Raw genomic sequence first — 21355 nt, 5'->3', positions numbered from 1 at the left:
GCAGCGGTGCCGGGGACCCACCCCTAAGATCTGCGCATGACAGGATCCGGCCGCCCCGAGCACTGGGCGCCAGGGGATCAGATCCTCTGGCGCTACCGCGACAACGGCACCGGCGACGTGCACATCTGCCGCCCGGTGACCGTGGTCCAGGACACCCCGGAACTCCTCGCGGTCTGGATGGCCCCCGGCACCGAATGCGTCAAACCGGTCCTCGCCGACGGCACTCCCGTGCACGAGGAGCCGCTGGCCACCCGGTACACGGCGGCACGCACCACCGCCCGGTCCCGCTGGTTCGGCACCGGCGTCCTCAAACTGGCCCGGCCCGGCGACCCGTGGTCGGTGTGGCTGTTCTGGGAGCGGGGCTGGCGCTTCCGCAGCTGGTACGTGAACCTGGAGGAGCCCCGCACCCGCTGGTCCGGCGGCATCGACTCCGAGGACCACTTCCTCGACATCTCGGTCTACCCCGACCGCAGCTGGCTGTGGCGGGACGAGGACGAGTTCGCCCAGGCCCAGCGGGCCGGGCTGATGGACGCCGCGCAGGCGGACCGGGTCAGGCGTGCGGGTGACGCGGCCGTCGAGGTGATCCGGGCCTGGGGGACGCCGTTCTCCGACGGCTGGGAGGACTGGCGGCCCGACCCCGCCTGGCCGGTGCCGGAACTGCCCGCCGACTGGGATCGCACCCCGGCGCACACCGCACCATGAGACCCTTGATGCGCCCCCGGGGTGCAAACGTAGGATCGTCCTCCGCAAGCACTCGACCGATCGGACCGCACGTCAGACACTCGGCACGGCGCACGATCTGACCATGAGTCACCCGCCAGTCATACGCTAGTCACCATGATCGCTTCTGAGGGGGAGAGCAGTGCCGGACCTGTGCGCGGCTGCCGAGACCCCCTCCTCCACATCGACCTCGTGCCGGTGGTTTAGGGCCGTCGAAGGCGCGGCATCGGCGAGAAGAGCGCGTGCAACGCACCACCGGCCCGGACGGACGGAATCCCAGGCGTGACGGAGCATCCCACCTCCCACGAAGGCCGCAAGGCGATGGCTGCCCGGCCGCAGGAACGCACTCGCCCCCGTCAGGAGACGGCGGCGGCAGCGGCAGCGCCGGCGGCAGCCGTCGCCGTGCCCGCGCCGGCGCCGGCGCCCGGAGGCGGCAGCGGCGGCGGTCAGAACGGTGCCGACGGGGCCGCCCGACGCGAGGGCGAGCGGCTGCGGTTCGTGGGCGCGGCGACCCGGCGGATCGCGCGGGGCCTCGACCTCGACGAGATCGTCCTCGGTCTGTGCCGGGCGACCGTGCCGACCTTCTCCGACGCGATCCTGGTCTATCTGCGCGACCCGCTGCCGGTGGGCGACGAACGCCCCGCGGAGCCGTTCGTGCTGCGGCTGCGCCGCACCGACCGGCTGCGGTTAACGGACCTGGAGGGCGAGGAGCTGGTCCTCGTCCCGGACCCGGACCCGACGCCGGCCGCGGAGCTGTGCGAGGTCCGCTCGGGCAGCGCCCTCGCCGAGGTGCTGCGCGGGGTGCGGCCGGTGCCCGGCGACTCCGCCGCCGCGCGGGCCGCGCTGCCGGAGCTGCTCGGCCCGGGCCACCCGGTGCCCGGCGGACAGCGGGCGATACTCGCGCCGCTGCGGGGGCGGCGCCGGGTCATCGGCGCGGCCGTGTTCCTGCGCCGGCCGGAGCGGGCCGGCTTCGAGCCCAACGACCTGCTGGTCGCCGCCCAGTTGGCCACCCACACGGCCCTCGGCATCGACAAGGCGGTGCTGTACGGGCGCGAGGCCTACATCGCCGACGAGCTGCAGCGCACGATGCTGCCGGACTCGCTGCCGCAGCCGACCGGTGTGCGGCTCGCCTCACGCTATCTGCCCGCGGCCGAGACGGCCCGGGTCGGCGGCGACTGGTACGACGCGATCCCGCTGCCCGGCAGCCGGGTCGCCCTGGTCGTCGGCGACGTCATGGGCCACTCCATGACCTCGGCGGCGATCATGGGCCAGCTGCGCACCACCGCGCAGACCCTGGCCGGGCTCGACCTGCCGCCGCAGGAGGTGCTGCACCACCTGGACGAGCAGGCGCAGCGGCTCGGCGAGAACCGGATGGCGACGTGCATGTACGCGGTGTACGACCCGGTCTCGCACCGGATCACCATCGCCAACGCGGGTCATCCGCCGCCGATACTGCTGCACCTGGGCGGCCGGGCCGAGGTGCTGCGGGTGCCGCCGGGCGCGCCGATCGGCGTCGGCGGGGTGGACTTCGAGGCGGTGGAGCTGGACGCGCCGGCCGGGGCCACGCTGCTGCTGTACACGGACGGTCTGGTGGAGTCCCGGCTGCGGGACGTGTGGACCGGGATCGAGCAGCTGCGGGAGCGTCTCGCGGCGACGGCCCAGCTGACCGGCCCCGACCACTCGCCCCCGCTGGAGGCGCTGTGCGACGACGTGCTCGACATGCTGGGTCCTGGCGACCGGGACGACGACATCGCGCTGCTCGCGGCCCGCTTCGACGGGATCGCGCCGAGCGACGTGGCGTACTGGTTCCTCGAGCCGGAGGACGCGGCCCCGGGCCGGGCCCGGCGGCTGGCCCGGCGGGCGCTGGCGCGCTGGGACCTGGAGGAGCTGACGGACTCGGTCGAGCTGCTGATCAGCGAGGTCGTGACCAACGCGGTGCGGTACGCGGAGCGTCCGGTGACGCTGCGGCTGTTGCGTACGGACGTGTTGCGCTGCGAGGTCGGCGACGACTCACCGCAGCTGCCCCGGCAGCGGCGGGCGCGGGACACCGACGAGAGCGGGCGCGGTCTGTTCCTGGTGAACCGGCTGGCCCGCCGGTGGGGCGCGACCCGGCTGTCGGGCGGCAAGGTGGTGTGGTTCGAGCTGGCCACGCGCTGAGCTCCGTGACGCCGTGACCCCGTAACCCCGTGACGCCATACGGAGACGGCCGGGCCCCTGGGTGGGGGCCCGGCCGTCGCCGTGTGTGCGGTCGTACGTCGTCGCGGTCGGACGTCGGTCGCGGTCGTACGTCGTCGCGGTCGGACGTCAGTCGCCGGGGCGGCTGTCCGCGCCGCTTTCACCGTCCGGGATGGGCGGGATCGTCGGGTCGATCGTCCTGGTCGGCGTCGGCTCCGGCGGGGTCGTGCCGGTCGGCGTGGGCGGCTCCGGCGGGGTGGTGCCCGTCGAGGTCGGCGGCTGCGGCGGCGTGGTGGTCTCGTCGGTGGCCGTCGCGGTGGGCGTCGGCGAGCCGCTGGTCTGCGTCGGCGTCGGAACGGTGTCGCCGCCGAAGGTGCCGTCGGTCTCCAGGTCGAACGGGGTGTCCGAGCCGCCGCCGAGCGCCCGCTCGGTGTAGGCGCCCCAGATCTGCGCCGGAGTGCGGCCGCCGTTGGCGCGGCCCGGGTTGATGGTGTCGGTGAGGGTCACCTGGTTGCCCTTGGTGTCCTCGCCGAAGAGGCCGACGGCGGTGACCAGTTCGGGGGTGTAGCCGACGAACCAGGCCGAGCGGTTGTTCTCGGAGGTGCCGGTCTTGCCCGCCGCCTGATAGTCACCGGCGGCCCGGAAGCCGGAGCCGGACTGGACGACGCCCTGCATGGCCTTGGTGGTGGTGTCGGCGGCCTCGCGGCTGATGACCCGCTCGCCGATGGACTTCACCGGCTCGGCGGTGCGCTGCTTGTGCGCGGCGGACTTCACCAGGGTCGGGGTGACCTTGACGCCGTGGTTGTCGAGGGTGGCGTAGGCGCCGGCCATGTCCACGGTGGAGGCGCCCATGACGCCGAGCGACATCGCCGGGGTGACGCCGAAGTCGGCGCCGTCCTTCATGCCGAGGGCGAGGGCGGTCTGCTTGGCCTTGGTGGGGGTGACGTCCACGATCATCTGGGCGTAGACCGAGTTGATCGAGCTGTTGGTGGCCTTCTGGACGGTGACCGGGCCGTAGCTGCGGTCGTCCTCGTTCTCCGGGGCGAAGCGGATGTCGCTGCCGACGACCGGGCGCTTGCTGGTGCCGTCGTAGACGGTGCCGAGGCCGATCTTGCGGCCGTCCTGCGTCTCGGCGCCGTTGTCGAGGGCGGAGGCGAGCACGATCGGCTTGAAGGTCGAGGCGGGCTGGTAGTCGCGCCGGGTGGCGTTGTTGGTCCAGTGCTCGGTGGCGCCGACGCCGCCGTACATGGCGACGATCGCGCCGGTCTTCGGGTCGACGGAGGTGGCGCCGGCCTGGACGGTGGCGTCCTTCTCGTCGCCCTTGCGGTCGAGCTTCTCCTCCAGCTGCTCGTCGACCGACTTGACGAGGGCCTTCTGCCGCTTCTCGTCGATGTTGAGGGTGATCGTCCAGCCGCCGGCCTTGAGGTCCTCCTCGCTGACGCCCTGGCGCATCAGCTCCTGGTTGGCGGCCTCGACGATGTAGCCGCTCTGGCCGCTGAGGCCCTTGGGGGCCTTGGGCTTCTGCGGGACGGGGAACTTCTGGCCGGCGCGCTTCGCGGAGTCCAGCCAGCCCTCCTCGACCATGTTGTCGAGGACGTAGTTCCAGCGCTGCTCGACGAGCTTGCGGCCGTCGGGGCTGGCGGAGGTCCAGTCGTACTGGCTGGGGGCCTGGAGCAGGGAGGCGAGGTAGGCGCCCTGGCCGACGGTGAGCCTGGTGGCGTCGACGCCGTAGTAGGCCTGGGCGGCGGCCTGGATGCCGTAGGCGTTGCGACCGTAGTAGCTGGTGTTCATGTAGCCGGCGAGGATCTCCGGCTTGGACATGTTCTGGTCGACCTTGAGCGCGATGACCATTTCCTTGAGCTTGCGCGTGGCCGTCTGGTCCTGGCTCAGGTAGTAGTTCTTGACGTACTGCTGGGTGATCGTCGAGCCGCCCTGCTTGCCCTTGCCCGTGACGGTGTTCCAGGCGGCGCGGAAGGTGCCCTTGATGTCGACGCCGTGGTCCTTGTAGAAGGTCTTGTTCTCGGCGGCGACGAAGGCCCGCTGGACGTCGACGGGGACCTTCTCCAGGCCGACGATCTCACGGTTGATCTTGCCCGTGCGGGCCATGACCTTGCCGTTGGCGTACTTGTAGACGTTGCTCTGGAGCGTGGCGTCCGCGTTGGCCGTGGGCACGGGGACCATCAGGTAGAGCGCGTAGAAGGCGCCCATCGCGAGCAGGCAGCCCACGAAGAGCGTGCCCAGGAGTTTCTTCCAGGTGAAGAGGCGGCGTATGCGGCCGCCCTTCCTCGCCTGGCTCGTGCCCGTTCGGCCCATGTCCTCGTTCGCTCCGCTCGTCGTCGAATCAGCTCAGCAAGCTAACACCGCCCATCGCGACAAAGGGCGACCCATCCGGCTTTTCCGGGCGTGAGAATCAGCACCCACCCCCGACGGAACCGACGCTCCACGGGCCCCGATGGTTGTGTGCTTCCGATCACAGTCCGCCCGTTCGAAGGGTGCAATCAGGCCGCCACCAGGGCTATACACCGCATGTATACACCGCGTGTACAGTGACGGCATGTCCATCGGTCACACCCTCCTCGGACTCCTGGAGTCCGGCCCGCGCCACGGCTACGACCTCAAGCGCGCCTTCGACGAGCGCTTCGGCCACGACCGGCCCCTGCACTACGGGCAGGTCTACTCGACCATGTCCCGGCTCCTGAAGAACGGCCTCGTCGAGGTCGACGGCATCGAGGCCGGCGACGGCCCCGACCGCAAGCGGTACGCGATCACCGAGGCCGGCGTCACCGACGTCGCCCAGTGGCTCGCCACCCCCGAGAAGCCGGAGCCGTACCTCCAGTCCACGCTCTACACCAAGGTCGTCCTCGCACTGCTCACCGGACGCGGCGCCGCCGAGCTGCTCGACGTCCAGCGCGCCGAGCACCTGCGCCTGATGCGCGAGCTCACCCGGCGCAAGCGGGACGGCGACCTGACCGACGAGCTCATCTGCGACCACGCCCTCTTCCACCTGGAAGCCGACCTGCGCTGGCTCGAGCTGACCGCCGCCCGCCTCGACCGGCTCGCCGAGGAGGTCCGCCGATGACCCCCAGCACACCGCTCCTCGAGGCGACCGGGTTGGACAAGGCGTACGGGCCGACCCCCGCCCTCACCGGAGCCGACTTCTCCCTGCGCGCCGGCGAGGTCGTCGCCGTCATGGGGCCCTCCGGATCCGGGAAGTCCACCCTGCTGCACTGCCTCGCCGGGATCGTCCGCCCCGACGCCGGCACCATCCACTACGACGGCCGCGAGCTCACCGCCCTCGGCGACGGACAGCGCAGCGCCCTGCGCCGCTCCGACTTCGGCTTCGTCTTCCAGTTCGGCCGGCTCGTCCCCGAGCTGACCTGCGCCGAGAACGTCGCCCTGCCCCTCCGCCTGAACGGCGAGCGGCGCCGCAGCGCCGAGTCCCGGGCCCGCGACTGGCTGGCCCGCCTGGAGGTCGAGGACGTCGCCGGCCAGCGCCCCGGCGAGATATCCGGCGGCCAGGGCCAGCGGGTCGCGGTCGCCCGCGCGCTCGTCACCTCACCACGGGTGATCTTCGCCGACGAGCCGACCGGCGCGCTCGACTCCCTCAACGGCGAGCGCGTGATGCGCCTGCTCACCGACGCCTCCCGCGACACCGGCGCGGCCGTCGTCCTGGTCACCCACGAGGCCCGGGTCGCCGCCTACTCCGACCGCGAGATCGTGGTCCGCGACGGCTCCGTACGGGACGCGGAGTGGGCGGCATGAGCGACACGGGCATGAGCGACACGGGCATGAGCGCCGGCGGGACCGGCGCGAGCGGGACCGGCACGAGCGGGACCGGCACGAGCGGGACCGGCACCCGCACCTGGGACACCCACGCCGGTGACACCGGCACCGGTTCCCGCTCCCGAGGACACCGGCCGAGCCCCCGCACCTGGATCCGCGACCTCGCCCTCGGCGCCCGCTTCGCCGTCACCGGCGGCCGCGGCGGCTGGCTGCGCACCGCCCTGACCGCCACCGGCATCGGCCTCGGCGTGGCACTCCTCCTCGCCGCCGCCTCCATGCCGAACATGCTGTTCCAGCGGGAGGTGCGCGAGTCCGCCCGCGCCGTCGACGCGAGCGAGCTGGTCACGCGCCCCGGACCCGACACCTTTCGCTACGCCGACCAGTCCACGGCCTACCGCGGCGACACCGTCACCGGACTCCTGCTGCAGCCCGACGGCCCGCACCCCGCGGTCCCCCCGGGAGCGGCGAAGGTGCCCGCGCCCGGCGAGATGCTCGTCTCCCCCGCCCTCCGCGACCTGCTCGCCTCCCCCGAGGGCGCCCTCCTGCGCGACCGCCTCCCGTACGAGATCATCGGCATCCTCGGCGACGCGGCCCTGATCGGCCCCGCCGAACTCCGTTACGTCGCGGGCACCGACATCCTCGCCGCGTACGGCCACGAGGGCCGCGGCAAGCACTACGGCTGGTCCGTGCCCGAGGAACCCATGAACGCGTTCCTCCTGCTCCTCGTCGTCATCGCCTGCGTCGTCCTGCTCCTGCCCGTCCTGGTCTTCATCGCGACCGCCGTCCGCTTCGGCGGAGAGCAGCGCGACCGGCGGCTCGCCGCGCTCCGCCTGGTCGGCGCCGACACCGCCATGACCCGCCGGATCGCGGCCGGCGAGTCCCTGGCCGGAGCCCTGCTCGGCCTCGCCGCCGGCGCCGGGTTCTTCGCCCTGGCCCGGCAGCTCGCCGGCACCGTGCGGATCTGGGACGTCAACGCCTTCCCCTCCGACGTGTCCCCGGTGCCCTGGCTCGCCGCCCTGATCATCGCCATCGTGCCCGTCGCCGCCGTCGTGGTCAGCGTCGTCGCCCTGCGCGGCGTGGCCATCGAACCGCTCGGCGTGGTCAGGACCGCCACCCCCAGGCCCCGCCGGCTCGCCTGGCGGCTGGTCCTCCTCCTCGCCGGCGCCGCGGTGCTCGTGCCGAGCGTCGGCCAGGTGGAGGCCACCGACACCGAGATCAACATGCCCGGCGTCGCCCTCGGCGCCACCCTCGCCCTCATCGGCCTCACCACCCTGCTGCCCTGGCTGGTGGAGTCCCTGGTCAAACGGCTCCGCGGCGGCCCGGTGGCCTGGCAGCTCGCCACCCGCCGACTCCAGCTCAGCAGCGGCACCGCCGCCCGCGCCGTCAGCGGCATCGTCGTCGCCGCGGCCGGAGCGATCGCCCTGCAGATGCTGTTCCAGGCCATGCAGCACGACTTCACGCACCTCACCACCATGGACACCGCCCGCGCCCAGATGGAGACCAGGGTCGAGGCCAGAAGCGCCGGTGACGCACGCCGGGCCATCGAGAAGCTCTCCCGGACGAGGGGCGTCACCGGAGTCGTCGGCACCATCGAGTCGAACGTGTGGCGCCCCGGCCCGCTGAAGGCGGGCGAGGACTTCGCCCCGATCACCTCGATCGCCGTCGGCGACTGCGCCTCCCTCAAGGAGTTCGCCCACCTGCCGTCCTGCACCGACGGGGACGTGTTCATCGCCCTCGCCCACAGCACGGAGGGACCCGACGACGCATGGGTCGCCAAGACCGCCAGGCCGGGCACGCCGGTCGCCCTGCGCGCCCCGAACACCGACGAGGGCGGACCGGTCCCGACCTGGCGCATCCCGGAGACGGCCCGCACGGTCGACGCGCGCCTCGACCCCATGGGCCGCGTCCGGTTCGGCGTGATGGCCACCCCGAAGGCGATCGACGCCGCCCGTCTCGACTCACCCGAGGCCGGAGCGATGATCCGCATCGACCCGACGGTGCCGGACGCGCACGAGTACGTACGCAACACGGTCGCCGCGCTCGACCCGCTGACCCGGGTGCGGACCCTGCAGGACGTCGAGCGGGACGCCCAGTTCTCCAGCGTCCGCACCGGCATCCTGGTCGGCGCCACCCTCACCATGCTGCTGGTCGCCGCCTCGCTCCTGGTCACCACCCTGGAGCAGCTGCGCGAACGCAAGCGGCTGCTGTCCTCGCTCGTCGCCTTCGGCACCCGCCGCACCACCCTCGGCTGGTCGGTGCTGTGGCAGACCGCCGTACCGATCACCCTGGGCCTCGCCCTGGCGGTGGCCGGCGGGCTCGGCCTCGGCCTCGCCCTGCTGCGGATGATCGGCAGGCAGGTCGAGGACTGGTGGGCCTTCCTGCCGGTCACCGGGGTCGGCGCCGCCCTGATCCTGCTGGTCACCCTGCTCAGCCTGCCGCCGCTGTGGCGGCTGATGCGGGCCGACGGCCTCAGGACGGAATAGCGTCCCCGGCCAGGATCCGCACGGGCAGCCGCCGCATCGCGTCCCGGAGCGAGCCCGCCAGTTCCTCGAACTCGGACTGGCGGGCCGCTCCCGTACGCATCGCGAGCGCGACCCGGCGGGACGGCGCCGGATCCGCGAAATACCCCGTGAACAGCGCCGAGTCACGGGCGGTCTCCACCTTCACCGCGGTGCGCGGCAGCAGCGTCACGCCCAGGCCGCCCGCCACCAGCTGCACCAGCGTCGAGAGCCCCGCCGCGGTCGTGGTGACCGGGGCCCCCTCGGTCCGGCCCGCCTCCCGGCAGATGTCGAGCGCCTGATCGCGCAGACAGTGCCCCTCGTCCAGGAGCAGCAGCTTCAGCTCCCTGAGGGCCTCCCGCGGAATGTCCCCGCGCCCGGCCAGCGGATGCCCCTCGGGCGTCACGAGGACGAAGTCCTCGTCGAACAGTGGCAGTTCGGTCACACCCGGCACCCCGAGCGGCACCGCGAGCAGCAGCAGATCGAGCCGCCCGGCGCTCAGCCCCTCCAGGAGCGACGAGGTCTGCTCCTCGTGCACCTGGAGATCCAGCTCCGGATACCGCGTGTGCACCAGCCGCAGCACGGTCGGCAGCAGATACGGCGCCACCGTCGGGATCACCCCGAGCCGCAGCACCCCCGTGAACGGCGCCTGCGCCGCCTCCGCCTCCTCCATCAGCTCCCCCACCGCCTCCAGCACCGCGTGCGCCCGCACCGCGAGCCGCTCCCCCGCCGGCGAGAGCAGCACCTTCCGCGTCGTACGCTCGAGCAACTGGACACCGAGTGCCTCTTCGAGAGCCGAAACCGCGCCCGAAAGCGCCGGCTGACTCATCCCGATGGCCGCCGCCGCATCACGGAAGTGCAGATGCTCCGCGACCGCCGCGAAGGCTCTGAGCTGGGACAGGCTGGGCTGCTTCACCCGACGCACCGGAATCACTGATAACCACCTTCGATCAACCCGACCGAGTCTAGCTATTTCACTGATCAATGCACTCCGTGCCAGGATGTGATCCGTCCAACCCCTCACGGAAGACCCCAAAAGGGACCCTTCCGACTCTGCAAGGAGAGCGCGTGCTCACTGTCGGTGACCAGTTCCCCACCTACGACCTGACCGCCTGCGTGTCGCTGGAGAGCGGCAAGGAGTTCGAGCAGATCAACCACAAGTCCTACGAGGGCAAGTGGCGCGTGGTGTTCTTCTGGCCGAAGGACTTCACCTTCGTCTGCCCCACCGAGATCGCCGCGTTCGGCAAGCTGAACGACGAGTTCGCGGACCGCGACGCGCAGATCCTCGGTGTCTCCGGCGACTCCGAGTTCGTGCACCACGCCTGGCGCAAGGACCACGCCGACCTGCGTGACCTGCCCTTCCCGATGCTCGCCGACTCGAAGCACGAGCTCATGCGCGACTGCGGCGTCGAGGGCGAGGACGGCTTCGCCCAGCGTGCCGTGTTCGTGATCGACCCGAACAACGAGATCCAGTTCGTCATGGTGACCGCCGGCTCCGTCGGCCGTAACCCCAAGGAGGTCCTGCGGGTTCTGGACGCCCTGCAGACCGACGAGCTGTGCCCGTGCAACTGGAGCAAGGGCGAGGACACCCTTGACCCGGTCGCGCTCCTGGCCGGTGAGTGAGCATGGCGCTCGATGAGCTGAAGGCCGCCATACCGGACTTCGCCAAGGACCTGAAGCTGAACCTCGGTTCGGTCATCGGCAACAGCGAGCTGCCGCAGCAGCAGCTGTGGGGCACGGTGCTCGCCTGCGCCATCGCCTCGCGTTCGCCGAAGGTCCTCAAGGAGCTGGAGCCGGAGGCCCAGGCCAACCTGAAGCCCGAGGCGTACCAGGCCGCCAAGTCGGCTGCCGCGATCATGGCGATGAACAACGTCTTCTACCGGACCCGGCACCTGCTGTCGGACCCGGAGTACGGGACGATGCGCGCCGGTCTGCGGATGAACGTCATCGGCAACCCGGGTGTCGAGAAGGTCGACTTCGAGCTGTGGTCGCTGGCCGTCTCCGCGATCAACGGCTGCGGTCAGTGCCTGGACTCGCACGAGCAGGTCCTGCGCAAGGCCGGTGTCGGCCGCGAGACGATCCAGGAGGCCGTGAAGATCGCGTCGGTCATCCAGGCGGTCGGCGTGACGCTGGACGCCGAGGCGGTTCTCGCCGAGTAGCGGCGTCGTACGAAGTGAAGGGCCCCGGGGTTCGACGGAACCCCGGGGCCCTTCGCCGTCCGGCCGCGCTCAGCTCTTGAGCGCCTTCATCAGCTGCTGCATGTCCTCGACGAGGTAGGTCTGCATGGCCGCGGGGTCGAGCTGGGGCGCCTCGATGGGCCGGTCCTTCTCCTCGTCGTAGTCGTCCGCCTGGAGCACGAGGCGCAGCACCGCCTGCCCGTCGAGGACCTCCAGCGACTGGTCCCCCCACGGGCCCCCGTAGTAGGCGAGCTCCCCGATGCCGCCGACCCGGTCGCCGCCGCCCGCCAGCTGCGGGTCCGCCCTCCGGGCCTCGAACTCGGGGCCGGGGTCGGTCACCCGGTGCAGGGAGTAGCTGACGCGCACGGTGTACGGGACGGGCTTCGACGCCAGGGTGACGCTGCAGTCCCATTCGAAGAGGGCCGGGTGGTCGGCCTTCAGCGGTTCGTCCTGGGCCGGTCCCTTGGGGCCGAACGCCGCGGTCAGTCCCGACAGCTCGGCCGTCTCGCAGGGGTCGCGGTCGGTGCGGTAGCCGCCGAGGTCGGGACGGTCGTCAGGGTCGTACGCCGCGAGGCCGCCGGCCCACAGCGCGGAGGCGGCGACGGCGCCGCCGAGCGCCCACGGCCAGGGGCGGCGGGGGCGGTACGGCTCCGGATCCGACGGCGGGGGCGGGGGCGGAGGCGGGGCCAGGGGGGCGGAGGCGGGGGCGGGGAACGCCGTACCTCCGACGAGTTCCGGTTCGGAGATCACGCGTCACTTCCGGTGTGGCGGTCGGTCGAGCCGGGCGCCGGGGTGGGCGCCACTTCGTGGGCGGTCGCTCCGCGCGGCTCGGGGGCGGCCCGCAGGGCCTGTTCGGTGCTGTACGCGCGGAGGTAGCCGACCGCCGTGTTGGCGACGGCGACCAGCGGGACGGCGACGACGGCGCCGCCGATGCCGGCGGTCAGTCCGCCGGCGGCGACCGCGAGGACCACCGCGAGCGGGTGGACCCGCACGGCCCGGCCGAGGATGAACGGCTGCAGGACGTGGCCTTCGATCTGCTGCACGGCGAGCACCACCACGAGCACCATCAGGGCGGTGAACACGCCGTTGGTGACGAGGGCGACGACGACCGCGAGGGCGCCGGAGACGACGGCGCCGACGAGCGGGATGAAGGCGAAGAGGAAGATGAAGACGGCGAGCGGCACGGCCATCGGCACGTCGAGGAACCACAGGCCGAGGCCGATGAAGACGGCGTCGATGAGGGCGACGAGGACGGTGCCGCGGACGTACGCGGTGAGGGTGCGCCAGGCCCGGGGGCCGGCGCCGGCGACGCCGGGGCGCGCCTGGGCGGGGACCAGCTTGAGTGTCCACTCCCAGACCTTCTTCCCGTCGTGGAGGAGGAAGAGGGTGGAGAACATGGCGAGCAGGATGCCGGTGATCGCCTCGACGATCACGGTCACGCCCTGGAGTCCGGCGGTGGTGATCTGTTCGGCGTTGGCGCCGATGGTGTCGCTGAGGTTCTTGGCGATGTCGTTGATCTGGCGCTCGGTCACGTGGAACGGGCTGTCGAGGAGCCAGCGCTTGAGCTCCTCGATGCCGTCCCTGACCCGGTCGGTGAGGTTGTCGATGTTGTCCATCACCTGCCAGACCACGAACCAGCCGACGAGTCCCATGATCACGAAGCCGGAGACGGCGGTGACGGCGGTGGCGAGGCCGCGCGGCAGGCCCTTGCGGCGCAGGAGCGCCACGGTGGGCTGGAGCAGTGCGGTGATGAGGAGGGCGGCGACGAAGGCGAGGACGACCAGCTGGACGGAGCTGATCACCTTCATCAGCACCCAGACGGTGCCGGCGAGGACGAGCAGGCGCCAGCCGGCCTCGGCGGCGACCCGCATGCCCCAGGGGATCGCGGCCGCCGGGTCGGGGCGGGCGGCGACGGCGGGCGCGTAGGCGGGCGGCGCGGGTACGGAGGCGGGTTCGGGTACGGCGGCGGGGGCCGGTCCCGCGGCGGTGCCGGGGGCGGTCTTCGGCGCGGGGTGCGGCTCCGGTCGCGGCTCGGGGGCGGGGGCGTCGTAGGGCGGGCCCAGGGGTTCGCCGCGTTCGGCGTCGGCCCGGCGTTCGTCAAGGCGTTCGCCCGCGCGGCTGAGGCTCTCGCCCAGCCGGTGCAGCCATCGTGGCAGTCTCGACATGCTCTTCCCTCTTCCCCCTTCGGGTCCCCGAACCTACCCCACGCGCGCGCGAAGCCCCTCACCGAAGGACGGCGAGGGGCTTCGCGGGGTTGAGCGTGGGTCGGCTGGTTGCAGGGGCCGGCCTAGTACCAGTGGTTGGCCTGCCAGAACGACCAGGCGCCGCAGGGGCTGCCGTAGCGGCCGTCCATGTAGCTGAGGCCCCACTTGATCTGGGTGGCGGGGTTGGTCCGCCAGTCGGCGCCGGCCGAGGACATCTTCGAGCCGGGGAGCGCCTGGACCAGACCGTAGGCACCGGAAGAGGGGTTGGTCGCGCGGTAGTTCCAGCCGGACTCGTGGTCCACGATGTTGCTGAAGCACTGGAACTGGTCCGCCGGGATCATCTGGCGGGCCATCGCCTTGACCTCGGAGATGCTGTACGACCCCTGGGCGGCGAAGCTCGAGGCGTCGCGCAGGGAGTCGCGGTTGGCGCGCTCGGCGGCCTCCTTGCGCTCCTGCTCGGCCTTGTCGGCCGCCTTCTTCTTGGCCTCGGCGTCCTTGGCGGCCTGGATGCGGGCGGCTTCCTCGGCGGACTTGCGCGCGAGGGAGTCGGCGGCGGCGGCCTGGACGTCGGCCTGCTCCGTGAGCGAGGAGACCTGTACCTGGGCCTGCTCGCCCGCGGGGATGTCCGCGAGCAGCGTGGTGTCGGCCGCGGTGGCCTCGAAGTTGTCGTCCGAGGGCTGCGCCGCGTTGCCCGAGGCAACACCGACGACGGCGCCGACAGTGGTGACCGCAGTGGCCGAAGCCACCGCGAATCCCCGGACCGAGATCCGGCTCACACGGTTTCCTTCCAGCATCGCCCGCGCAGGTGACCAAGCGGGCGAAATCGTGCCCCTGACACTGGTCTTCGACTGCATGGGTCACTGAAGACACGGGCCCGTGGTGCTGTGGGCGGCATACGGCGACGGCTGTTGAGTTGTGTGGTGCCGCACCCCTGAGGGTGCACGTGTGCCGTATGCGGGGCCTGACGGAAGCAAGACTCTGCCGGACGTCGGCGCCGCGAGGCAATTCCATGGTGCGTGTGAAAGCTCACACCGGGTGGGAGGCAAGGGATTTGGCGTTTACAGCGGACAGCGCGGCGCCGCCCGGCTAAGCTCTCGCGCTTTGCCGGGCGGCGCCAACAGGGCCCGCAAAGGGGTCAGATCTGGCCGTCCTCCAGCATTTCGGTCACGAGCGCGGCGATCTGCGAGCGCTCGGAGCGGGTGAGCGTGACGTGGGCGAAGAGCGGATGCCCCTTCAGCTTCTCCACCACGGCGACGACTCCGTCGTAGCGACCGACCCTCAGGTTGTCGCGCTGGGCGACGTCATGGGTCAGCACCACCCGGGAATTCGCCCCGATCCTGGACAGAACGGTCAACAGGACGTTCCGCTCCAGGGACTGGGCCTCGTCCACGATGACGAACGCGTCGTGCAGCGAGCGGCCCCGGATGTGGGTGAGCGGCAGCACCTCCAGCATGCCGCGGCCGAGTACCTCCTCGATCACGTCACGGCTCGCGACGGCCGACAGCGTGTCGAACACGGCCTGCGCCCACGGGCTCATCTTCTCGGCCTCGGTGCCGGGGAGATAGCCGAGCTCCTGTCCGCCGACCGCGTACAGCGGACGGAACACCATCACCTTCTGGTGCTGACGGCGCTCCAGGACCGCCTCCAGGCCCGCGCAGAGCGCCAGCGCCGACTTGCCGGTGCCGGCCCGGCCGCCCATGGAGACGATGCCGACGTCCGGGTCGAGCAGCAGGTCGAGCGCGATCCGCTGCTCCGCGCTGCGGCCGCGGATGCCGAAGGCCTCCCGGTCGCCCCGCACCAGCCGGACGCTCCCGTCGGCTCCGACCCGGCCCAGCGCCTTGCCGCGCTCGGACTGCAGGACGAGGCCGGTGTGCACCGGCAGCTCGGCCGCCTCCGGCACGTAGAGCGTCTCCTGGTCGTAGAGGAGGTCGATCTGATCGGCCGAAAGGGCGACTTCGGACATTCCGGTCCAGCCGGAGTCCGTGATGGCCAGCTCCGCGCGGTACTCCTCCGCGAGGAGACCGACCGAGGAGGCCTTGATCCGCAGCGGCAGGTCCTTGGAGACGACGGTGACGTCGTACCCCTCGGCCTGCAGGTTGCGCGCGACCGCGAGGATCCGCGAGTCGTTGTCCCCCAGCCGGTAGCCGGCGGGCAGGACGCCGGGGTCCGAGTGGTTGAGCTCGACCCGCAGCGTGCCGCCCAGGTCCCCGATGGGGAGCGGGGCGTCGAGGCGTCCGTACCGGACCCGGAAGTCGTCCAGGAGGCGCAGGGCCTGCCGGGCGAAGTAGCCGAGCTCGGGGTGGTGCCTCTTGGCCTCCAGCTCGGTCACCACGACGATCGGAAGCACCACTTCGTGCTCCTCGAAGCGGGACATCGCGCTGGGGTCGGCCAGCAGGACGCTGGTGTCGAGAACATAGGTGCGCCTGTCGGACAAGCGGCGCTTAGTGCTGGTCACCACGGAAGGACAGACCCCCTTCGAGGACCCCTGTGAGGTCGGGGTGCGCCGGGGCCGCCCATGGCGGAACCGGCGTCGCTGCGGAATGGGACCGGGCTCAGGCCGCGATGCGCGGGCCGAGCTCCGGCCCTCCGCCTCGTCCGTACATGTCCTGCACGGTCGTCCTGGTGCAAAGGGCCTCCCGGGTGGCGGTCTCCGTGCCGCTCACTTCACCTGGGATATGCCCTTTCGCACGCGCCGTCATGCCATGGCATATGACGGCGTGTTCATGAACGGAGGGTGACGGGCGTTCCCCGCGGGGAGTGCCGGGGCGTCAGTTGCCGAAGCGCCGGTGCCGGGCGGCGTAGTCGCGCAGCGCGCGCAGGAAGTCGACCTTGCGGAAGGCCGGCCAGTGGACCTCGCAGAAGTAGTACTCCGAGTGGGCGCTCTGCCACAGCATGAAACCGGACAGGCGCTGCTCGCCGCTGGTGCGGATCACCAGGTCCGGGTCGGGCTGGCCGCGGGTGTAGAGGTGCTCGGAGATGTGCTCGACGTCGACGATCTCGGCGAGCTCCTCGAAGCTCGTGCCGCGCTCGGCGTGCTCCAGGAGCAGCGAGCGGACCGCGTCGGCGATCTCCTGGCGGCCGCCGTAGCCCACCGCGACGTTCACGAGTATCCCCGTGTTGTCGTGGGTGGCCTGCTCGGCCTCCTTCAGGACGGACTGGGTGCGCGCGGGGAGCAGGTCGAGGGTGCCGACGTGGTGCACCCGCCAGCGGCCGTCGGCGGCGAGCGCCCGCACCGCGTCCTCGATGATCGCGAGCAGCGGGACGAGCTGCTCCTCGGGGCGGTTCAGGTTGTCGGTGGAGAGCATCCAGAGCGTGACGACCTCGACGTCGGTCTCGGCACACCAGCCGAGCAGCTCCTGGATCTTGTCCGCGCCTGCCTTGTGACCCTGCTCCGGGGTGCCGCCGGATGCCTTGGCCCAGCGCCGGTTGCCGTCGAGGATGACGCCGATGTGCTTGGGCACCTGGGCGTGATCGAGGCGGCCTTCCACCCGGCGTGCGTAGAGCCCGTACACCAGGTCGCGCAGGTTCACTGTTCTTTACCCCTCCATGCAGTGTCGGCCCCCGAAGCCGCCACATTACTGCGGAGGGGTGACCGGCTCCCAGCCCGGGACTGTCACAAGTCCGTGATAAGCAGAGATACGTGACTGATTCCCCCGTGTACCGCGCCGCCGAGGACCGCTACGACTCCATGGAGTACCGGCGCACCGGCCGCAGCGGGCTCAAGCTCCCCGCGATCTCGCTGGGCCTGTGGCACAACTTCGGCGACGACCGCACCCTCGCCTCGCAGCGCGCGATCCTGCGCCGCGCCTTCGACCTGGGCGTCACCCACTTCGACCTGGCCAACAACTACGGGCCGCCGCCCGGCTCCGCCGAGCTGAACTTCGGGAAGATCTTCGCCCAGGACTTCGCGCCGTACCGCGACGAGCTGATCGTCTCGACGAAGGCGGGCTATCTGATGCACCCGGGGCCGTACGGCGAGTGGGGCTCCCGCAAGTACCTGATGTCGTCGCTCGACGCCTCCCTGAAGCGGATGGGCCTCGACTACGTCGACATCTTCTACTCGCACCGCTTCGACCCGCACACCCCGCTCGAGGAGACGATGGGGGCGCTGGCCTCCGCCGTGCGGCAGGGCAAGGCGCTGTACGTGGGTGTCTCCTCGTACACCAGCGAGCAGACCGCCGAGGCCGCGCGGATCCTGAGGGAGATGGGCGTCCCGGCGCTGATCCACCAGCCCTCGTACTCGATGATCAACCGGTGGACGGAGGAGGACAACCTCCTCGACACGCTGGAGGCGGCCGGGATGGGCTGCATCTCCTTCGTGCCGCTGGCGCAGGGCCTGCTCACCGACAAGTATCTGAAGGGCATCCCCGAGGGCTCGCGGGCCACCCAGGGCAAGTCCCTCGACCCGAACCTGCTCTCCGACGAGGTGCTGCGCCGCCTCCGCGGCCTCGCGGACATCGCGCAGCGGCGCGGGCAGTCGCTCGCCCAGCTGGCCCTCACGTGGGTGCTGCGCGACGAGCGGATGACGTCGGCCCTGATCGGCGCGTCGAGCGTGGCGCAGCTGGAGGAGAACGTGGCGGCGCTCGCCGGGGCGCCGCTGACGGACGAGGAGCTGAAGGAGATCGACTCCTTCGCCGTCGACACGGCCGGCACCAACATCTGGGCCGGCCGGGGCTGACGCGCCCCGGAAGGGCGGCAAAGAAAACGGGCCGGTCCGTGGGGGGGGATACGGACCGGCCCGAGGGGGGGTTTCCACCATAACCCTTCATTAGTCGTGCTGGGGGCCACCCGCGCCGATCGGGTGCCGCCGGATTCGCCGGAGCCCAGGCGCCACAAGGGCTGTGGCCCCCGGTGGCGGGTTTGCGCCCGGGCGTGGCGGCGGATTCCGTACCTCCCACGGGGGACCCCCGCGGGTCCTCGCCCGGTTGACGCGCCGGCGCGGGCCGGGCAAGAGGCCGGGGCGGGCGTGGGGGCGTGGGGACGTGGGGTGGTGTGGCCGGGGAAGGCGTGGGCGAGGCGGACAGGAGCTGACCTACTTCGCTTCTACGGTCGGGGCATGACGACCGCCTCCCCCGCCGCGCCCCCGGTCACCTGGGCGCAGGCCGACGCCCGCAGGATCCGCCGCCAGTTCCTGGCCGAGCCGGCGGACGCCCCGCCGGCGGAGGTGGCCGCCGCCATGCTCGGCGCGCACGCCCAGGTGCTGTCCGCCGCCGAGCTGTCCGTGGCGCTGCGCAGGACGGAGGGGACGCGGGCCGACGTACGCGCCGCGCTCGGGCAGGACCGCACGCTGATCAAGACGTACGGGCCGCGCGGCACCGTCCATCTGCTGCCCGCCGCCGATCTGCCGATGTGGACGGGAGCCCTCTCCGCGATCCCGGCCGTGGCGGGTCCGCAGCCGCCGCACGTACGGATGACGCCCGAGCAGACGGAAGAGGTCCTGGCCGCCGTCGCGGACGCGCTGACCGGTGCGGAACTGACCGTGGACGAGCTGACGGACGCGATCGTGGAGCGCACCGGCCCCTGGGCCGGTGACCGGGTGATGGACGCCTTCCAGGAGAAGTGGCCGCGCTGGCGTCAGATCACGCACCTGGCGGCGCACCGCGGAGTGCTGTGCTTCGGGCGCGACCGGGGCAGGAAGGTCACGTACACGCACCCGGGGGTGCGTCCGGCGGGGCCGCGGGCGCTCGGCGAGCTCGTCGAGCGCTATCTGCGCGCCTACGGTCCGGCGGAGCCGCGGCACTTCGCGAAGTGGCTGGCGGCGCCGCCCGGCTGGGCGGCCGGGCTCTTCGCCTCGCTCGCCGAGGCGGGCCGGATCGAGGAGGTGTCCTTCGAGGGGGCGGCCGCCTGGGTCGCGGCCGGGGACACCGCCTTCCCGGAGGAGCGGCCCGCGCCCGGGGTGCGGCTGCTGCCGTACTTCGACGCCTTCGCGATCGCCTCGCAGCCGCGCGAGCGCCTCTTCCCGGGGCGGGCGCGGGAACGGGCCCTCGCGGGCGGCCAGGCCGGGAACTTCCTGGTGCTGCTCCTCGACGGCACGGTCGCGGGCGTCTGGCACCAGCGCCGCTCCGGGAAACGGATCACGGTGACGGTGGAACCCCTCCGGCCGCTGGGCGCGCCCCGGCTGCGCGAGCTGGCGGCGCAGGCCGACCGGCTGGCGGCGGTGCTTGAGGGCCGGGCGGAGCTGACGGTGGGGCCGGTGGCGGTGGGGCCGCACGCCTAGGGACGGGCGTCGGCATCAGCCCTCGGAGCCCTGGTGCGGTGCAGCAGGGTGATTCCGTCGCGTACGGCCACGACCTCGTAGCCGTGCTTCTCGCGGGCCGCCCTCAGTTCCGCGCGCTGCTGCTCCAGGGGGTAGGGCCAGTGGCCGCGGGGGTAAGGCCAGGCCTCGGGGGCCTGGGGGTCGTGGACGATCCATTCGGCGGTGGGCGCCGGCAGGTCGTTGCGCCGGTGCTCGTAGAGCCGGCCGGCGACCGGGAAGGTCGGGAAGAGGACCACCGTGCAGCGCGAAGTGAGCTGGGGCGCGAGCCGGTTGGAGGCGGCGACGGTCGCACCGTCGGGGATGCGGGCGAGGAGTGACCGGGCGGCCTCCACGTGCCCGGTGGTGTGCCAGGTGGCCCGCTGGGCGAGCTGGGCCAGCGGGAAGGAGGGGATGAGGACGGCGGTCACGGCGAGGACGGTGGCGAGGGCGGCGCGGACGTTGCGGCGGTTGGTCTCGCGGCCGAGGACGTCGAGGAGTCCCGCGAAGACGACGGGCATGAGGATCGCGCTGTAGTGGAACGCCGTGCTCCAGTGGAAGCCGTTCTCGGAGGCCAGCCGCCAGCCCAGGGTGGGCAGGGCGATCAGGGCGAACGGGGAGCGCAGGGCGAGCAGCGCGGACGGGGCGAAGACGAGGACGAGCGTGGTCGCCTTGGTCTCGGGGCGCAGCAGGTCGAGGGGGGCGTGCGCGAGCGCGGAGAGCAGGGAGCCGTGCGCGGCGGCGAGGTTGCCGCCGTGGACATAGCCGCCGGTGGGGGCGAGGGCGGGCAGCAGGACCTTGATCTCCAGGAACGAGCCGAGGAGCCCGGCCGCGACGGTGGCGAGCCCGAGGACACGAACGCTTCGGGACGCCCGGCCCTTGACCGCGATGTAGCCGCCGACGGCGGCGAGGGTGAGCCCCAGGTCCTCCTTGACGAGCAGGAGCGGCGCGGCCCAGGCGACGGCGGCCCGCCAGCGCTGCCGGCCGAGCGCTTCGAGGGAGAAGGCGAGCAGGGGTACGGCGAGGGCGACCTCGTGGAAGTCGAAGGCGGCGGCGGAGGCGATGCCCCAGCTCAGCCCGTATCCGACGGCGACGGCATGGGCGCCGCGGCGGCCGACGACGCGCAGCGCCCAGCGGACCAGGGGGACGGCGGCGAGCGCGAGGAGCGCGGACTGGGCGACGAGCAGGGCGAGCGGGGAGGGCCAGAGGCGGTAGAGCGGGGCGAGGGTGGCGAGCAGGGGGTGGAAGTGGTCGCCGAGGAGGTTGAAGCCCTCGCCGCGCAGGGGGGCGACGGGGGCCCGGAGTTCGGCGTAGGCGCGGACGGCCTGCTCGAAGATGCCGAGGTCGTATCCGGTGGTGCGCATGAGGAGGTGGCGGCGCACGGCGACGGTGGCGTACAGCAGACAGAGGGCGGCGGCCCAGGCCCAGGGGAGCAGGGCGGGCCGCCGGTGGAAGGGGGTGGGTTCGGGAGAGGGAAGACCTCTCACCCCTTCCTCTTCGGTCGCCGATGCCGATGCCGATACCGATGTCACCATCGTCCCGTTTGATGCCGGATGCCCACCAATT

Annotated in this window: 17 protein-coding genes; 9 read left to right on the top strand and 8 right to left on the bottom strand. The window is 72.3% G+C overall.

The features are described from left to right. Positions 1-36 precede the first annotated feature (36 nt). Positions 37-702, top strand: a complete 666-nt coding sequence (locus tag ACFY7C_RS21870; protein WP_389653137.1) for a DUF402 domain-containing protein — start codon at positions 37-39, stop codon at positions 700-702. A 300-nt stretch (positions 703-1002) separates the two neighbouring features. Next, the gene (locus ACFY7C_RS21865) at positions 1003-2877 is read left to right on the top strand and encodes a SpoIIE family protein phosphatase (protein WP_389653133.1); all 1875 of its coding nucleotides are present in this window, start codon (positions 1003-1005) and stop codon (positions 2875-2877) included. A 147-nt stretch (positions 2878-3024) separates the two neighbouring features. Here ACFY7C_RS21865 and ACFY7C_RS21860 read toward each other — a convergent pair whose 3' ends face one another. Next, complete coding sequence (locus ACFY7C_RS21860; protein ID WP_389653130.1) at positions 3025-5208, bottom strand: transglycosylase domain-containing protein; 2184 nt, start codon at positions 5206-5208, stop codon at positions 3025-3027. 241 nt (positions 5209-5449) lie between these two features. Between ACFY7C_RS21860 and ACFY7C_RS21855 the strand changes: the two genes are divergently transcribed. The 3 genes from ACFY7C_RS21855 to ACFY7C_RS21845 are packed head-to-tail and all read left to right on the top strand — an operon-like array spanning position 5450 to position 9161. Next, positions 5450-5974 carry a PadR family transcriptional regulator gene (locus ACFY7C_RS21855; protein ID WP_389653127.1) on the top strand — a complete coding sequence of 175 codons (525 nt, stop codon included), beginning with the start codon at positions 5450-5452 and terminating at the stop codon, positions 5972-5974. Then, positions 5971-6657 (top strand): ABC transporter ATP-binding protein, encoded by a 687-nt coding sequence (locus tag ACFY7C_RS21850; RefSeq protein WP_389653124.1) that lies wholly within the window; start codon positions 5971-5973, stop codon positions 6655-6657. The genes ACFY7C_RS21855 and ACFY7C_RS21850 overlap by 4 nt, the downstream gene beginning before the upstream one ends. After that, on the top strand, positions 6654-9161 hold the full coding sequence (locus ACFY7C_RS21845) for an FtsX-like permease family protein (RefSeq protein ID WP_389653121.1): 2508 nt from the start codon (positions 6654-6656) through the stop codon (positions 9159-9161). The genes ACFY7C_RS21850 and ACFY7C_RS21845 overlap by 4 nt, the downstream gene beginning before the upstream one ends. Here the strand turns inward: ACFY7C_RS21845 and ACFY7C_RS21840 are convergent. After that, entirely contained in the window at positions 9148-10092 is a 945-nt protein-coding gene (locus tag ACFY7C_RS21840) for a LysR substrate-binding domain-containing protein (RefSeq protein WP_389653118.1), read from the bottom strand. The two genes, ACFY7C_RS21845 and ACFY7C_RS21840, sit on opposite strands and share 14 nt — an antisense overlap. A gap of 152 nt (positions 10093-10244) precedes the next feature. Between ACFY7C_RS21840 and ACFY7C_RS21835 the strand changes: the two genes are divergently transcribed. Both ACFY7C_RS21835 and ACFY7C_RS21830 read left to right on the top strand, forming a co-directional pair. Then, positions 10245-10799, top strand: coding sequence for a peroxiredoxin (locus ACFY7C_RS21835; protein WP_389653115.1), 555 nt, complete (start codon positions 10245-10247; stop codon positions 10797-10799). Between the two features lie 2 nt (positions 10800-10801). Beyond that, a complete protein-coding gene (locus ACFY7C_RS21830; protein ID WP_389653112.1) occupies positions 10802-11335 on the top strand; it encodes an alkyl hydroperoxide reductase in 534 nt (177 codons plus the stop codon). Positions 11336-11404: 69 nt separating this feature from the next. Here the strand turns inward: ACFY7C_RS21830 and ACFY7C_RS21825 are convergent, their stop codons facing one another. The 5 genes from ACFY7C_RS21825 to ACFY7C_RS21805 all read right to left on the bottom strand — a co-directional run bounded on the left by ACFY7C_RS21825 (position 11405) and on the right by ACFY7C_RS21805 (position 17087). Continuing rightward, positions 11405-12103, bottom strand: coding sequence for a hypothetical protein (locus tag ACFY7C_RS21825; RefSeq protein WP_389653109.1), 699 nt, complete (start codon positions 12101-12103; stop codon positions 11405-11407). Then, positions 12100-13518 (bottom strand): AI-2E family transporter, encoded by a 1419-nt coding sequence (locus ACFY7C_RS21820; protein WP_389653106.1) that lies wholly within the window; start codon positions 13516-13518, stop codon positions 12100-12102. The genes ACFY7C_RS21825 and ACFY7C_RS21820 overlap by 4 nt, the downstream gene beginning before the upstream one ends. A gap of 122 nt (positions 13519-13640) precedes the next feature. Continuing rightward, positions 13641-14351 carry a transglycosylase SLT domain-containing protein gene (locus ACFY7C_RS21815; RefSeq protein ID WP_389653103.1) on the bottom strand — a complete coding sequence of 237 codons (711 nt, stop codon included), beginning with the start codon at positions 14349-14351 and terminating at the stop codon, positions 13641-13643. 341 nt (positions 14352-14692) lie between these two features. Then, complete coding sequence (locus ACFY7C_RS21810) at positions 14693-16015, bottom strand: PhoH family protein (RefSeq protein ID WP_356692120.1); 1323 nt, start codon at positions 16013-16015, stop codon at positions 14693-14695. A 310-nt stretch (positions 16016-16325) separates the two neighbouring features. Then, a complete protein-coding gene (locus ACFY7C_RS21805; protein ID WP_389653100.1) occupies positions 16326-17087 on the bottom strand; it encodes an isoprenyl transferase in 762 nt (253 codons plus the stop codon). A gap of 110 nt (positions 17088-17197) precedes the next feature. Between ACFY7C_RS21805 and mgrA the strand changes: the two genes are divergently transcribed. Both mgrA and ACFY7C_RS21795 read left to right on the top strand, forming a co-directional pair. After that, the gene (mgrA, locus tag ACFY7C_RS21800) at positions 17198-18235 is read left to right on the top strand and encodes an L-glyceraldehyde 3-phosphate reductase (protein WP_389653097.1); all 1038 of its coding nucleotides are present in this window, start codon (positions 17198-17200) and stop codon (positions 18233-18235) included. A gap of 378 nt (positions 18236-18613) precedes the next feature. After that, entirely contained in the window at positions 18614-19774 is a 1161-nt protein-coding gene (locus ACFY7C_RS21795; protein WP_389653094.1) for a winged helix DNA-binding domain-containing protein, read from the top strand. Here the strand turns inward: ACFY7C_RS21795 and ACFY7C_RS21790 are convergent. Further along, positions 19771-21153, bottom strand: a complete 1383-nt coding sequence (locus tag ACFY7C_RS21790; RefSeq protein ID WP_389654450.1) for a DUF2079 domain-containing protein — start codon at positions 21151-21153, stop codon at positions 19771-19773. The genes ACFY7C_RS21795 and ACFY7C_RS21790 overlap by 4 nt on opposite strands. Positions 21154-21355 lie beyond the last annotated feature (202 nt).

The sequence above is a fragment of the Streptomyces sp. NPDC012769 genome (genome assembly GCF_042901205.1).
Lineage (GTDB): Bacteria > Actinomycetota > Actinomycetes > Streptomycetales > Streptomycetaceae > Streptomyces.
This window is presented reverse-complemented; position numbering and strand designations above follow the sequence as displayed.